Below are 13,959 nucleotides of genomic sequence, written 5' to 3'. Positions count from 1 at the left end.
GAGCGGATGAAATCGGCTTCGATTTAGCTCACAGGAGCGTTTGCCTGTTCGGCCGCGGCGCGGCGCTCGATTTCCTGACGGTACAGGGCCAGGAAGTCGACGGTGTCCAGATTCAGCGGCGGGAAGCCACCGTCACGGGTCACGTCCGACACGATGCGACGCACGAACGGGAACAGCATGCGCGGGCATTCGATCATCAGGAACGGGTGCAGCTGCTCTTCCGGCACGTTTTCCACGTGGAAGATGCCCGAATATTCCAGCTCCATCAGGAACAGCTGTTCGCCGCTTGCCTTGTTTTTCGAGCCGATGGTGTATTTCGTGATCACTTCAAACTGGTGATCGGTCGGGCGCTTTTTGGCGTCCAGCGCAACTTCGACGCTGATATCGGGCTGTACTTCGCCCTGAATGCCTTTTTGCGCCAGAATGTTTTCAAACGACATATCGCGAATGAACTGACCCAGAACCTGCATCTTGGGCGGAGTGGGAGCGGTCTGTGGGGTGGCTTCGTCGGCCATGGGTGTCTCCTTCAGGAAAATCTGTCGGAAATGTCCTTATCAGGTTGGGAAGGGACCCTCAACTAAGGGTTTCGTCAGAGCGGATTTGACGCTATCAGCGCGTCATGACGACGATGATCCCCACTTGGGTGGACGGCACCCTGACCCCGGTCGAAAAGCTTGAAGCGCATGTGAAAGGGCTTCGGCACAAAGCCGTGTCTGTGTTTCTGATCTGCGATGGTCAGGTGCTGATCCAGCAACGCGCGGCGGGGAAATATCATACGCCGAACCTGTGGGCGAATACCTGCTGCACGCACCCCTATTGGGGCGAAGACCCGCGGTTCTGCGCGATCCGCCGGCTGGAGGAAGAGTTGGGGATCACTGGCGTCGATCCGGTCTGGGTCGAAAACTTGGAATATCGCGCCGATGTGGGTGGAGGCCTGATCGAGCACGAAGTCGTCGATCTGTTCGTCATTCACTGCGACACGCGCCCCGATATGGACCTGAACCCGGACGAGGTTCAGGCAGTGGATTGGCTGGATCGTGGTGAATTAGAGACGAAAATCGCCGAAAACCCAGATCAGTTCACCCCATGGCTACAGATTTACATGTCGAAGCATTCAGCCTCAGTGTTTGGTCCAGCCTGACGGACCTTCGACGCCGGGATGGGTCGGGCGTTTTTCGGGCGTCACATCTTTGAAATCGCCATCAATCACGTCGTCCTCAGGACGCGGACGGCGGCGCATTTCTTCTTCAGCCATGCCACCCATTGTGAAGGTCTGAACCTTCACCCGCGATTTCGCCCAGTTGAACACGGCGCTGCGCACGGCGGGGATCAGCAGGGCAAAGCCTACGAAATCGGTGAAGAAGCCGGGCGTCAGCAGAAGCGCGCCGGAAAACAGGATCATTGCGCCATGGGCTAGCGGTTCGGTCGGGTCGTTCAACTGCCCAAAACTGTCCCGAAGTTGTGACAACGCAAGTGCCCCCTGCGCCCGCATCAATTGGGTGCCGACAATCGCGGTCAAAACCACAATCCCAAGGGTCCACCACAACCCGATCGCACCGCCAACCTGAATGAACAGGGCGATTTCAATCAGCGGAACGGCGATGAACAGTGCAAAAAGCCACATGGCAAGTGATCTCCTTTTCGTGTGACCGGTGGACTTGGCCCGGTACTGCACCTACATATGACTTCGATGATCGCGTTTCCATATGGCGCTTGAAAAGAGGTATCCATGAGCTCTTCCCTGATCCAGCTTCTTGTACTGGCCGGTATTGCCCTGTTTTTGATTTTGCGCCTGCGCGATGTGCTTGGCACGCGCGAGGGGTTCGAGAAACCCGTTGTCCCGCGTCAGGACAACCGACGCTTGGATCGCAGCAACCTTGAAGTGATCGAAGGTGGCCCGGATCGGGACATTCTGGATCACGCGGATGAGGGTAGTGCTTCGGCACAAGCGCTGGCGGCGATGAAAACCAACGAACCCGGCTTTAATGTCGGCGAGTTTCTTGGCGGTGCGCGTGGTGCGTATGAAATGATCCTGATGGGGTTCGAAGCGGGCGAGATGTCCAAGATCCAACCCTTCCTGTCGGAAGAAGTGTACGAAACCTTCGCCAGCGTCGTTGAGGCGCGCGAAGCTCAAGGCCTGTCGGTCGAAGCGAATTTTGTTGGCGTGCGCGAACTGAAGCTGGAAGAAGCCGCGTTCGACACCGCGACCCGCGAAGGCGAAATCACCGTGAAATTTGTGGGCGAGCTAACTTCGGTCGTGCGTGACAAAGGCGGCGACATCATCGAGGGCAACCCGAACGAGGTCAAACGTCAGAAAGACGTCTGGACCTTCGCCCGCATCATGGGTTCGGACAACCCCAACTGGCAACTTGTCGCCACGGGTGGCTGATGCTTCGGGGGCTGGCATGTGCGCTGGCCCTTTTGGGCATGCCTGCCTATGCGGGTCTGGATGACGCGCGCGTAACTCTTGTTCCGTTTGAAGACCTTGATGGTTGGGAAGATGACAACCATCAAGACGCCCTGCACGTATTTCTGGACACCTGCCGTGATCTGGATGACCCGCAATGGCGCCCGATCTGTGCCTTGGCGCAGACGCAGGACGACGGCAAAACCTTTTTCGAGCTTTTCTTCCGCCCCCTTCTGATCGAAGACGGCAACGCCCCGCTGTTCACCGCCTATTTCGAACCCGAGCTGAAAGGCTCGCGGGTTCAGACCTCGGTCTATCGTTATCCGGTCTACGCCAAACCGCGCGAGGCCTCGGGTCAGGTCTGGCTTGCCCGTCGGACCATCGAAGAAGGTGATGTGATGAAGGGTCGCGGGCTGGAAATCGCGTGGGTTGCGGACCCCGTCGATCTTCAATTCCTGCAAATCCAAGGCTCGGGCCGCATTCGACTGCCGGATGGTGGCAGCATTCGGCTGGGCTATGGCGGATCCAACGGGCACACGTTTGTGTCGCTGGGGAAAGAGCTGGTCCGGCGCGGGGTCTATAACGAACACCAAGTCTCGCAGGCGGTGATCAAGAACTGGGTGCGGCGCAACCCGGAAGCCGGGCATGATCTGCTGATGTCCAACCCGTCCTATGTGTTCTTCCGCAAGATCGGAGACGTCTCGGCCAGCAAAGGTCCGCTTGGGGCGATGAACCGGTCGATCACGGCGCATCGGTCGCTGGCGGTTGATCCGAAATACACGCCACTAGGCGCTCCGATCTGGTTGGAAAAAGACGGGTCCGAGCCGTTTCGCCGCCTGATGGTCGCGCAAGATACGGGCTCGCGGGTCAAGGGCGCGCAGCGGGCGGATATTTTCTGGGGCACCGGCGATCAGGCCGGAAAGCTGGCGGGCAAGATCAAAGACGACGGGCGCATGTATGTGCTGCTTCCAATCCAGCGCGCCTATGCGCTGCTGCCCGAGGATCAGTGACATGGCGAAGCGACCCAAGACACTGACCGAAGACGACAAGGTGTTGTGGAAGAAAGTGGCGGACAGCACGATCCGGCTGCGCCCACCCAAGCCGTCGCGTGAGAAAACAGAGACTATTCCACCTGAACCCATTCAGCCTCCGCCCAAACCGGTCAAGGTCACGCACCCGCGGTTCCGCGTGGGCGAGCGGGCGAAGAAACCCGGAAAACCGAACGATCTGGCGCCATCCATGCGCGATCATATCGCGTCCAGCCCGGTGGCGATGGACCGCAAAACCTTTGGCAAGATGAAGAAGGGTCGCCTGTCGCCCGAGGCCAAGATCGACCTGCACGGCATGACCATCGCGCAGGCCCACCCGATGCTGACGCGGTTTATCTTGAACGCGATCGATGCGGATCGACGGCTTGTTTTGGTGATTACCGGGAAGGGTAAACACAAGGATGAGGGCGGGCCGATCCCGGTGCGACACGGCGTGCTACGTCATCAGGTGCCGCATTGGCTGAACACCGCCCCCCTGCGCCAACACGTCCTGCAAATCACCGAAGCCCATCTGAAGCATGGCGGCCAAGGTGCATACTACGTCTATCTGCGCAGACAGCGTTAAGGCGCGTTGTTCGGGATCACCAAGCGTGTCGCGTTTTGAACCACCAAGATCGTTCCCGGCAACAGGCCCGGCTGGACCGTTGGGCTGGCGCTGATCGCGGCGGATAGGTTCGGAATGCTGTTGATCAATCGCAGAAATGCAGGTGAGGCGAAGGCGACGCTGTGGTCGGCCTCGCCATCTGTAAACGCAGACAGATCCACAAGGGTCACGTCCAGCTCGGCCAATTCAGCGACATCGGTGTTGTTGCCAAGCCGCGTGGTCTGGCCGGTCAAGCGGGCGGACAGCCTTAGCGCTCGGTCTCGGGAAGACGTGAAAATAAAGAACGGCTGCGGCAGTTTACCAATGCGCTTGGCCTGTTGGCGGAACAGGTCCAGATCAATATCGGGCGAAATCAGGACGACCCCGCCGATCTTGGCCAGCCCCCGTTGGCCGTCTGCAATTGCCATCTGGCGCAGGGCTTCCACCGACAGAAGCGCGCCCATCGAATGGCCGACCAACAAAACCTCATCCACGCCAGATTTCGAGACCGACCGCAGCGTCGCTTCAAGCCCGTCGCGCGCATAAAGCATTGAGTCGCGATCATACCCGTATCCCAAAGGATGCCCGGCGCTGGGCCAAGAGTAGTGGACCGGCAAGAAGGGCAGATCCAGATCCGCATTCAGCTGCGCAAAGCGATACAGCCCTTCAGAAAAACGGTTGTTGAACCCGTGGACGAATACGGTCGCCGTGCGCTCTTCCCCGCGCCGCCCGCGCAGGGCGCGCGCCATCGCGGCCTCGAACGCGCGACGCGAGGTGTATTGTTCGTAATTGTCGACAAGGAAATGCTGAGCGGGGTCCGGGGTCTTGCGTCCGGGCCAGTTGATCTCGCCCGGCTCGCGATTTTCCGGGATCGAAACGCCAACATGCCCGAACAACAGTTCACCACCCCTGCTGCTGGTCGGGGCGCCGTCTTCGTCAAGCTCGCGGGTTGAGGCAACAAAGATGTTTTGCACGTCGCCGATCTGCCCAGCACCGGGAAAAAGGGTGATTGTGCCGCGTGGGGCACAGGCGGAAAGCGCCAGAACAATAGAAAAAACCAGAAAGCGCACCTGAGAATGCATTGGGCAGGCTCCTTAAATACAGCTACTGAATAGCTGACGAACCCGCCCCTGCCTAGATCAAAGCACGTAGCGGCTGACGTCGGTCGAGGTCATCAGCGCGCCCAGATGTTTGTCGACGAACGCCTTGTCCACGACCACCTCTTCGCCGCCACGATCCGGGGCTGAGAAGCTGAGTTCCTCGAACACACGTTCCAGCACGGTATAAAGCCGCCGCGCGCCGATGTTTTCCACGCTTTGGTTCACTTCGGCAGCGATCTTGGCCAGGGCCGCGATGCCGTCATCGGTGAAGCTGACGGTCACGTCTTCGGTGCCCATCAAGGCGGTGTACTGACGAGTCAGCGCATTGTCGGTTTCGGTCAGGATACGCACGAAATCCTCTTCGGTCAGCGCGCGCAGCTCGACGCGGATCGGCAGACGGCCCTGAAGTTCCGGCAGCAAGTCCGAGGGTTTGGCGACATGGAAAGCGCCCGAGGCGATGAACAGGATGTGGTCCGTTTTCACCGCGCCGTGTTTGGTCGACACGGTTGTGCCTTCTATCAACGGCAGCAGGTCACGCTGCACGCCTTCGCGGCTGACATCCCCGCCGCGATTTTCGGTACGCGCGCAGACCTTGTCGATCTCGTCCAAGAAGACGATGCCGTTCTGTTCAACCGCCTCTAGCGCTGATTTAGTGACTGTTTCGTCATCCAGAAGCTTGTCGGCCTCGTCTGAAATCAGCACATCATAGCTGTCGCGCACGGTCATCTTTTTGCGCACCGTCCGCTGGCCAAATGCCTTGCCGAACATGTCGCCCAGATTGAGCATCCCCATACCCTGCCCCGGTTGTCCTGGCACATCGAGCATCTGCATCGGGTTTGAGGTATCGGCGACGTCCAGTTCAATCTCGTGATCGTCCAATTCACCGCTGCGCAATTTCTTGCGGAACATCTCGCGGGTGGCGTCGCGGGCGTCAGAGCCGGCAATCGCTTCGATCACGCGATCTTCGGCGGCTTCTTCGGCGCGGGTTTTCACGTCTTCGCGCATATGCTCGCGGGTTTGGATGATGGCAGCGTCCACCAGATCACGTACGATCTGTTCCACGTCGCGGCCGACATAGCCGACTTCGGTGAACTTGGTGGCTTCGACCTTCAGAAACGGCGCGCGGGCAAGCTTCGCCAAGCGGCGGCTGATCTCGGTCTTGCCGACGCCGGTGGGTCCGATCATCAGGATATTCTTCGGGTAAACTTCGTCACGCAGGTCATCCGACAGCTGCTTGCGACGCCAACGATTGCGCAGCGCCACGGCAACGGCGCGCTTGGCGTCGTTCTGGCCGATGATGAAACGGTCAAGTTCCGAGACAATCTCGCGCGGGGTCAGATCGGTCATTGGCTGATCTCCTCAACCGTCAGGTTTCCGTTGGTATAGACACAGATATCGGCGGCGATTGCCATCGCTTTTCGGGCGATGGTTTCGGCGTCCAAGTCACCCTCCATCAAGCCGCGCGCGGCAGCGAGGGCGAAGTTTCCGCCCGATCCAATGGCCGTCACGTCATGTTCCGGCTCCAGCACGTCGCCCGCGCCGGTGATCACGAACAAATCCTTGCCGTCGGTGACGATCAGCATCGCCTCCAGCTTTTGCAGATATTTGTCGGTGCGCCAGTCCTTTGCCAGCTCGACCGAGGCGCGGGCCAGTTGGCCGGGTGTGGCTTCCAGCTTGGTTTCCAGACGCTCCAGCAGCGTGAAGGCATCGGCGGTCGAGCCCGCAAATCCAGCCACAACATCAAACCCGCCGGGGGATAGCCTGCGTACCTTGCGTGCGGTGCCCTTGATCACGGTCTGGCCCAGACTGACCTGCCCGTCACCTGCAATCACAACCTTGCCACCTTTGCGCACGCCAATGATCGTCGTGCCATGCCAGCCGGGAAATTCGCTTTCTGCCATGTCGCCTCCAAATTCGGTTTCATCCTATATGGACACGGGCGACACGGCGCACAAGCATTGGCCTGTGCGAAGTGGTGTATATTCAGATCTGCGAGGGCTTATTTCAGCCAACCGCCCAGATTGCGTTCAGCCACGCCAATCAGCGCGTCGATATGGGCGTCGTCGTCATTCAGGCACGGAATATAGGTGAAGCTTTCGCCCCCGGCCTCGATAAAGGCCTCTTGGATTTCTTCCTGAATTTCTTCCAGCGTTTCGATACAATCGGCCGAGAACGCGGGCGCGATGACCGCGATGTTCTTCTTGCCGGTTTCAGCCAGACGCGCGACTTCTTCGACCGTGTAGGGTTTCAGCCATTCTTCGGGGCCAAAGACCGATTGGAAGGTTGTGGTGATGGCGTCGTCGGACCAACCCAGACGCTCTTTCAACAGGCGCGTGCTTTTCTGGCACTGGCAGTGATAAGGGTCGCCTTGCATCAGATAGCGTTTCGGCATCCCGTGATAAGACACGACCAGCAGGTCGGGCTTTTTGTCCATCGCGGCATAGCCCTTTTCCACCGACTGCGCCAAAGCGTCGATATAGGCGGGATCGTCGAAATAGGGCTCGATCGTGCGGGACGCGGGCTGCCAGGTTTCCTCCATCAACGCGCGGAAGAACTGGTCGTTCGCGGTGGCCATCGTGGCGCCTGCATATTGCGGATAAAGCGGGAAGAACAGGATGCGGTCACAGCCTGCCGCGACCATCTCGGACACTTTTGATTTGGTCGACGGGTTGCCATAGCGCATGCAGAAATCGACCATGACCTCGGCGCCGTATTTAGTCTCTAACGCTGCGCGAAGCTTTGTGATCTGCGCTTTGGTGATCGTCATCAGGGGGCTTTCGCCCAGATCTTCATTCCAAATCGACTTATACGCTTCGCCCGAGGAAAACGGGCGTTTGGTTAGGATGATGGTCTGCAGCAGGGGCTGCCATTTCCATGCGGGATAATCGATGACGCGCTTGTCCGACAGGAACTCGTTCAGATAGCGGCGCATCGACCAATAGTCATATCCATCGGGCGTGCCGAGGTTGGCGAACAGAACGCCGACTTTGCGGGCGGGGATTTTGGGGTGATCCGTGGGCATTTTCATAATCATGGCTACGTCCTTGTTCGCGTCATAGATCACTTAACGGGTATAAACTTTAGGTCAATTGGACAATTTGGTCTCGTCCGTGCCCAAGGCGTCGGCCAGACGGGCGGCGGCGGAACCGGGGCGCAAGGGTTTTTGCTGGCTTTCATCGGGCGCCCAGCCGGTCAGGAAGATCATCTCGAAACTGGCGGTGATGCGGTTGTCGTCTGCCGGGAAGTGCTGGGCATAGCGGGATTTGACATCGTCAAAGAAGGCGCGGTTCAAGGACGAAATTAGTCTCTGATCCAGCGCATTTCGCTCTCCCATCGCTTTCAGGTCACGCATCAGGGCGTAGCTGTCCGCGTAGGTCACTTGCCGCAATGCGCTGTCTGCAACGGGCAGCGCAAGTCCCGCGCGCTGAAGCAGCGCGCCGAGGTCGCGGATCTCGCCCATTGGAACGACGCGGGGGGACAGGCCGCCGGTGCGGGCGACCTCGACCTCGGACAAAATGGCGCGGAGCTCGGACAGGGTTTGCCCGCCGAACATCACCCCCATGAACAGCCCATCATTGATCAGCGCGCGGCGGGATTGGATGATCTGCCCCACCGGGTCGTTGGCCCAGTGCAGCGACAGCCCGTGGATCACCAGATCATGCGCGCCCGGTTCCAGCGACAGGATGTCGTCATCGGGCACGATCACCGCGTCGGGGAAGCTTTCGGCCCACACATCCGGGAAACCGGTGACAATCGCGGGTTTGGTAAACGTTCTGTTAACCTCTGTCAGGCGATCCTTCACCTCATCCGCGGCCAATTCCTGCAGGAACATACCATCCGCCGTCGCGCGGCGGCGGTTTTGCGCCAGTTGGGCGCGGTTGATCAGCTTGGGCGGTGTGTCGTCAGGCAGTCTCATGGCGGCGGACCATAGTTGGAAAGGGCGAAAATGCAATCAGCGCTGCATCTGATCTATCCGCCGCAATGCGTCAGTTGCGATGCGCCGACGGATACGGACTTTGCGCTGTGCCCGGACTGCTGGCGGGACACGCCCTTTATCAGCGGGTTGTCTTGCGATCTGTGCGGTGAACCCCTGCCCGGCGAAGATGAGGACAGCATCGTGCATTGCGACGCCTGCATGACGTGGCAGCGTCCGTGGACGCGGGGCCGATCCGCCCTGCTCTATCGCGGCAATGCCCGCCGGATGATCCTGGCCTTGAAACACGGAGACCGGCCCGAGCTTGCCCGCAGTTTTGCCCCGTGGCTTGCCCGCGCGGCTGCGGATATCCTGCAGGACGACCTGCTGATCGTGCCCATCCCCATCCATTGGACCCGGCGGCTGAAGCGGCGCTATAATCAATCGGCCGAGCTGTCGCGGGCGTTGGCGCGCGAAACCGGGTTAGAGCACGTACCACAATCCCTGATCCGCCCGCGCCGCACCGCCATGCATGACGGGATGAGCGCAGAGGATCGGTTCGAGAATATGGACAACGCGATTGCGCCACACCCCAAGCACGGCGCAGCTTTGCAGGGACGTGATGTCCTTTTGTTGGACGACGTGATGACCTCGGGCGCGACATTTCATGCGGCGGCGCATGCGGCAATTCGTGCCGGTGCCGCATCTGTGAAGGTGCTGTCCCTTGCGCGCGTTGCGCGTGATGCCTAACTGGCTGTAAACCTATCAACAGATCCCCCGTACGGAGCCCCTGATGCAGCCTGTCACCATCTATTCCTCGCCGCTTTGCGGGTTTTGCCACGCCGCCAAGCGCCTTTTGAACAGCAAGAACGTTGAATTTGAAGAGATCAACGTTCTGATGAAGCCTGAGCGCAAGCAGGAAATGATGTCGCGCGCCAATGGCCGCCACACCGTGCCGCAGATCTTTGTCGGTGACATCCACGTGGGCGGCTGCGATGACCTGTATGATCTTGAGCGCAGCGGGAAGCTTGATCCGCTGTTGGCGGGTTAACCGTGCGCGTCGCGCTGATCCAGTTTACGGCCGGGGATGATCCGGCCGCGAACCTTGGACCATTGCGCGACATGGTGCGACAGGCAGCGCAAGACGGGGCCGAGTTTGTTCTGACGCCCGAAGTGTCGAACATCATTTCGACCAGTCGCCGCCATCAGCTAGACGTTCTACATCACGAACAGGATGACCCCACCCTCGCCGCCTTGCGATACGAGGCGCACGCGCTGGGCATTTGGCTGCTGATCGGCTCGCTTGCACTGAAGACCGACGACCCGGATGGGCGCTTTGCCAACCGGTCATTCATGATTTCTCCGCTTGGGGACATTGTCGCGCGCTATGACAAGATCCACATGTTCGACGTGCAGATCGACGAGACGGAAAGCTATCGCGAAAGTGCGGGCTATCGCCCCGGCGACCGCGCCGTCGTGGCCGAGACCGAATTCTGCCCGATTGGTATGACCATCTGCTATGACATGCGTTTCCCGCATCTTTTCCGTGCCTTAGCCAAGGCGGGCGCCCAAATCATTACCGTACCTGCCGCGTTTTCGCCGGTCACAGGGGCGGCCCATTGGGAAAGCCTGCTGCGGGCCCGCGCGATTGAAAATGGCGTCTTTGTTCTGGCACCTGCCATGTGCGGGCAGCACGGACCGAAGCGGTCCACGTACGGTCATTCGCTGGTCGTTTCGCCCTGGGGCGAAGTTTTGGCCGACGCAGGTGTCGCACCGGGCATCACAATGGTTGATCTTGACCTTGCAGACGTGGGAAGGTCGCGCCAACGCGTCCCATCCCTGACGCATGATCGAGAATTCAAAGGCCCCTGATGTCCGAAAGCTCTGCCGAAACCCTGTCTGTCGCCCTGTTCAGCGAGATGTTCATGGCTGACCAGCTGGCACGCAACCGTCTGTCGAAGGCGTTGCCCAAGGGGATGGAGCTGAGCCATTTTTCTGTGCTGAATCACTTGGCCCGTGTCGGGGAAGAGAAAAGCCCCGCGCAGCTGGCAAAATCGTTTCACGTTACGCGCGGTGCGATGACCAACACGCTAAACAAGCTGGAATGGGCGGGGCATGTGCATATCCGGCCCGACTGGGACGACGCGCGGCGCAAATTCGTGACGATATCGCCCGCGGGCAAGGCGGCGCGCGATGCGGCGCTGGCAGCGATCACGCCCATCATCTCGAACATGGTGCGCCAGATCGGGGCCGAAAACGTGCGCAATGTGCTGCCGGTTCTTCGTGAGATGCGTAAGATCCTTAGCGATGTTGAATGAACGCGCTTGAGTTCACCACCGATCTTTTGGTGCAAACCGGCCAGTACAGGCTGGAAACGTATGAAGATCGCTTCGTGCAGATCACGCCGGACGAGCCGAATTTCTGGTTTGGCAATCGGGTGATTTTCCGCACCGTGCTGGACGGCGCCAAGGCGCATCTCGATCAATTCCACGCCGACCTTCCCGAGGCACGTCATATCTGCATCAGTTGGGACATTCCGGGGCTGGACCGCGCGCAGATGGCGGCGATGTTTGATGGAACCGGCTTGACGGTCGAAGAGGCGGATGTTCTGACCCTGACCGGACCACTGCGTCGAGGTGCTGCGCCTGCGGGCGTCACCATTCACCCGTTTCAAACGCCAAGTGATTGGCATCAATCCGAGGCGATTGCCAAGGTGCATCACATCGAAGATGGGCTGCCTGAGGCTGGATTAGACACGTATTTGGCCGGACACAGCGCCACGCGGCGGGCGTTGATTGCGCAAGGCTTGGGTCAATGGTTTGGGGCGTTCAAGGGGGACACGCTGGTCGGAGATATGGGGGTTTTCCACGATCAAAACCTGATCCGGTATCAGTCGGTTCAGACCCATAAGGATCACCGGCGGCAAGGCATTTGCGCGGCGCTTTTGTGCGCCTGTCTGGATTGGGCCACATCCCGTGCGCCAGATGCGCTTCCGGTGATTGTGGCGAATGCCGATAGTGATGCCGGGCGGCTCTATCGCCGCGCCGGGTTTGCTTTGGCCGAAACGACGATTTCCGCCTATCGGCCCACGGAATAGAGACTATTTCAGCTTAACCGAGGTCATCGCGTAGTTCACCGAAAGGTCTCGTGCCGACAGAGACCAGCTCCACGCGATCGGGTTAAACACCATGCCCATGCGATCCACCACATTCAGACCCGCGGCAGCGATCAGATCGGCCAGCTCGTCCGGGGTGATGAATTTCGACCATTCATGGGTGCCCTTGGGCAACCAGCGCATCACATGCTCGGCGCCAATGATTGCGACCATATAGCTTTTCGGATTGCGGTTGATCGTGGATGCCACCATCAGCCCGCCGGGTTTTAGCAACTGCTGACAGGCGGTCAGATAGGCCAGCGGGTCGGCGACATGCTCGACCACTTCCATGTTCAGAACCACGTCGAACTGCTCGCCCGCGTCCGCAAGGCTTTCGGCAGTGCAATTGCGGTAATCGATCTCAAGCCCCATCTGCTCGGCATGGAGCTGTGCGACCGGAATGTTACGCGGCGCCGCATCGGCACCAATCACCGTGGCACCCAGGCGGGCCATGGGTTCGGACAGCAGCCCCCCACCACAGCCGATATCCAGAAGTCGCAGGCCTTTGAACGGCTCGACATCGTTCAGATCGCGGCCAAATTCGGTAGCGATCTGGTTTGTGATATAATCCAGACGCACCGGGTTCATCATGTGAAGTGGTTTGAACTTGCCCGTGGGATCCCACCATTCGGCGGCCATCGCCTCGAACTTGGCGACTTCGGCGGGATCGACGGTGGTCTGGTTATCGGCGGTCATCGGATACCTTCTTTCTGATGGCGGGCGCGTCGTGGGCATTATATAGAGGTCTCATGGATAAGGCCGCAGGAAAAAACAGCGCAGCCGCAAGGTTGTATCCTCCGATCGACCCGTTTGATCGGCATATGGTGGATGTGGGCGACGGCCACAAGATCTATGTGGAACAATCGGGCAATCCAGACGGTATTCCGGTTGTGGTTCTGCATGGCGGTCCGGGGGGTGGATCCTCGCCCGCGATGCGGCGGTTTTTCAACCCACGGCTCTATCACATCATCCTGTTTGACCAGCGCGGCTGTGGCCGGTCGCGTCCGCATGCGAGCATCGACCACAACACAACGTGGCATCTGGTGCGCGACATTGAACAGATCCGCACCCTGCTGGGGATTGATCGCTGGATCGTGTTTGGCGGAAGCTGGGGCGCAACGCTGGCCTTGATTTACGCGCAAGCGCACCCGTCCCGCGTGGCGCATCTGGTTCTGCGCGGCGTGTTCCTTGCCACGAAATCCGAGCTCGACTGGTTCTATGGCGGCGGCGCTGGGCGGTTCTGGCCCGAGCTGTGGGATCGTTTCGAGACCCTGATCCCCGAGGCCGAGCGCCACGACATGATCACCGCCTATCACCGGCGCCTCTTTTCCGGCAACTATGCCGAGGAAGCCCGCTTTGCCCGCGCTTGGACCGGGTGGGAAAACGCTCTCGCCTCGATCCACAATATGGGTGTGACGATTGACAGCCCGGCGGAATATGCCCGCGCCTTTGCGCGGCTGGAAAACCATTACTTCCGGCACGGCGCCTTCTTGGATGAGGACGGCAAGATCCTGCGCGATATGGAGCGCATCGCACATATCCCCGGCACGATTGTGCAGGGCCGTCACGACATGATCTGCCCGCCGAAAATGTCGTGGGAGCTGCACCGCCGCTGGCCCGCGTCCGATCTGCGGATGATCCATCTGGCTGGTCACGCCCTGTCAGAACGCGGTATCGCGGACGAGCTGGTGACCACGATGGAGAAATTGGCGGTTCACCACGCCTCATAGCAGGCAGGGGCATTATGTCTTTC

General features: G+C 59.7%; 18 protein-coding genes. 10 read left to right on the top strand and 8 right to left on the bottom strand.

Going from position 1 to position 13,959, the window contains the following annotated elements; all coding sequences use genetic code 11:
* Positions 1 to 23: 23 nt before the first annotated feature.
* Complete coding sequence (secB, locus tag Q0677_RS01930; protein WP_298905401.1) at positions 24 to 515, bottom strand: protein-export chaperone SecB; 492 nt, start codon at positions 513 to 515, stop codon at positions 24 to 26.
* Positions 516 to 619: 104 nt separating this feature from the next.
* Here secB and idi point away from each other — a divergent pair, with 104 nt between their 5' ends.
* Entirely contained in the window at positions 620 to 1,141 is a 522-nt protein-coding gene (idi, locus tag Q0677_RS01925; RefSeq protein ID WP_298905399.1) for an isopentenyl-diphosphate delta-isomerase, read from the top strand.
* On the opposite strand, the gene Q0677_RS01920 is transcribed toward idi, so the two are convergent.
* A complete protein-coding gene (locus tag Q0677_RS01920) occupies positions 1,121 to 1,624 on the bottom strand; it encodes an FxsA family protein (RefSeq protein WP_298905397.1) in 504 nt (167 codons plus the stop codon). The genes idi and Q0677_RS01920 overlap by 21 nt on opposite strands.
* Before the next feature lie 105 nt (positions 1,625 to 1,729).
* On the opposite strand from Q0677_RS01920, the gene Q0677_RS01915 reads away from it, so the two are divergent.
* Genes Q0677_RS01915 through Q0677_RS01905 form a run of 3 tightly spaced genes read left to right on the top strand, consistent with a single transcriptional unit; the run spans position 1,730 to position 4,021 of the window.
* Positions 1,730 to 2,389: a Tim44/TimA family putative adaptor protein gene (locus Q0677_RS01915; RefSeq protein WP_298905395.1), complete on the top strand. Its 660-nt coding sequence runs from the start codon at positions 1,730 to 1,732 to the stop codon at positions 2,387 to 2,389.
* A gap of 38 nt (positions 2,390 to 2,427) precedes the next feature.
* Entirely contained in the window at positions 2,428 to 3,417 is a 990-nt protein-coding gene (locus tag Q0677_RS01910) for an MltA domain-containing protein (protein WP_298905784.1), read from the top strand.
* A 1-nt stretch (position 3,418) separates the two neighbouring features.
* Entirely contained in the window at positions 3,419 to 4,021 is a 603-nt protein-coding gene (locus Q0677_RS01905) for a Smr/MutS family protein (RefSeq protein ID WP_298905393.1), read from the top strand.
* On the opposite strand, the gene Q0677_RS01900 is transcribed toward Q0677_RS01905, so the two are convergent.
* The 5 genes from Q0677_RS01900 to Q0677_RS01880 all read right to left on the bottom strand — a co-directional run bounded on the left by Q0677_RS01900 (position 4,018) and on the right by Q0677_RS01880 (position 9,055).
* Entirely contained in the window at positions 4,018 to 5,121 is a 1,104-nt protein-coding gene (locus Q0677_RS01900; protein ID WP_298905391.1) for an alpha/beta fold hydrolase, read from the bottom strand. The two genes, Q0677_RS01905 and Q0677_RS01900, sit on opposite strands and share 4 nt — an antisense overlap.
* A 57-nt stretch (positions 5,122 to 5,178) precedes the next feature.
* A complete protein-coding gene (gene hslU / locus Q0677_RS01895) occupies positions 5,179 to 6,486 on the bottom strand; it encodes an ATP-dependent protease ATPase subunit HslU (RefSeq protein WP_298905389.1) in 1,308 nt (435 codons plus the stop codon).
* Positions 6,483 to 7,040 (bottom strand): ATP-dependent protease subunit HslV, encoded by a 558-nt coding sequence (gene hslV, locus Q0677_RS01890; protein ID WP_298905387.1) that lies wholly within the window; start codon positions 7,038 to 7,040, stop codon positions 6,483 to 6,485. Before hslV ends, hslU begins: the two co-directional genes overlap by 4 nt.
* 98 nt (positions 7,041 to 7,138) lie before the next feature.
* Entirely contained in the window at positions 7,139 to 8,173 is a 1,035-nt protein-coding gene (gene hemH / locus Q0677_RS01885) for a ferrochelatase (RefSeq protein WP_298905386.1), read from the bottom strand.
* Positions 8,174 to 8,224: 51 nt separating this feature from the next.
* Positions 8,225 to 9,055 carry an SAM-dependent methyltransferase gene (locus tag Q0677_RS01880; RefSeq protein WP_298905384.1) on the bottom strand — a complete coding sequence of 277 codons (831 nt, stop codon included), beginning with the start codon at positions 9,053 to 9,055 and terminating at the stop codon, positions 8,225 to 8,227.
* A 30-nt stretch (positions 9,056 to 9,085) separates the two neighbouring features.
* Between Q0677_RS01880 and Q0677_RS01875 the strand changes: the two genes are divergently transcribed.
* Genes Q0677_RS01875 through Q0677_RS01855 form a run of 5 tightly spaced genes read left to right on the top strand, consistent with a single transcriptional unit; the run spans position 9,086 to position 12,149 of the window.
* On the top strand, positions 9,086 to 9,802 hold the full coding sequence (locus Q0677_RS01875) for a ComF family protein (protein ID WP_298905383.1): 717 nt from the start codon (positions 9,086 to 9,088) through the stop codon (positions 9,800 to 9,802).
* Positions 9,803 to 9,845: 43 nt separating this feature from the next.
* Positions 9,846 to 10,103, top strand: a complete 258-nt coding sequence (gene grxC / locus Q0677_RS01870; RefSeq protein WP_133485300.1) for a glutaredoxin 3 — start codon at positions 9,846 to 9,848, stop codon at positions 10,101 to 10,103.
* 2 nt (positions 10,104 to 10,105) lie between these two features.
* Positions 10,106 to 10,924 carry a carbon-nitrogen hydrolase family protein gene (locus Q0677_RS01865; RefSeq protein WP_298905380.1) on the top strand — a complete coding sequence of 273 codons (819 nt, stop codon included), beginning with the start codon at positions 10,106 to 10,108 and terminating at the stop codon, positions 10,922 to 10,924.
* Positions 10,924 to 11,370, top strand: coding sequence for a MarR family transcriptional regulator (locus tag Q0677_RS01860; protein ID WP_133485304.1), 447 nt, complete (start codon positions 10,924 to 10,926; stop codon positions 11,368 to 11,370). Before Q0677_RS01865 ends, Q0677_RS01860 begins: the two co-directional genes overlap by 1 nt.
* A complete protein-coding gene (locus tag Q0677_RS01855) occupies positions 11,367 to 12,149 on the top strand; it encodes a GNAT family N-acetyltransferase (protein WP_298905376.1) in 783 nt (260 codons plus the stop codon). Before Q0677_RS01860 ends, Q0677_RS01855 begins: the two co-directional genes overlap by 4 nt.
* 3 nt (positions 12,150 to 12,152) lie before the next feature.
* Here Q0677_RS01855 and ubiG read toward each other — a convergent pair whose 3' ends face one another.
* A complete protein-coding gene (ubiG, locus tag Q0677_RS01850) occupies positions 12,153 to 12,902 on the bottom strand; it encodes a bifunctional 2-polyprenyl-6-hydroxyphenol methylase/3-demethylubiquinol 3-O-methyltransferase UbiG (RefSeq protein ID WP_298905374.1) in 750 nt (249 codons plus the stop codon).
* Between the two features lie 53 nt (positions 12,903 to 12,955).
* Between ubiG and pip the strand changes: the two genes are divergently transcribed.
* Positions 12,956 to 13,936 (top strand): prolyl aminopeptidase, encoded by a 981-nt coding sequence (gene pip, locus Q0677_RS01845; protein ID WP_298905372.1) that lies wholly within the window; start codon positions 12,956 to 12,958, stop codon positions 13,934 to 13,936.
* Positions 13,937 to 13,959: the final 23 nt, after the last annotated feature.

It is taken from the genome of uncultured Aliiroseovarius sp., from assembly GCF_947492455.1.
Classification (GTDB): domain Bacteria; phylum Pseudomonadota; class Alphaproteobacteria; order Rhodobacterales; family Rhodobacteraceae; genus Aliiroseovarius.
This window is presented reverse-complemented; position numbering and strand designations above follow the sequence as displayed.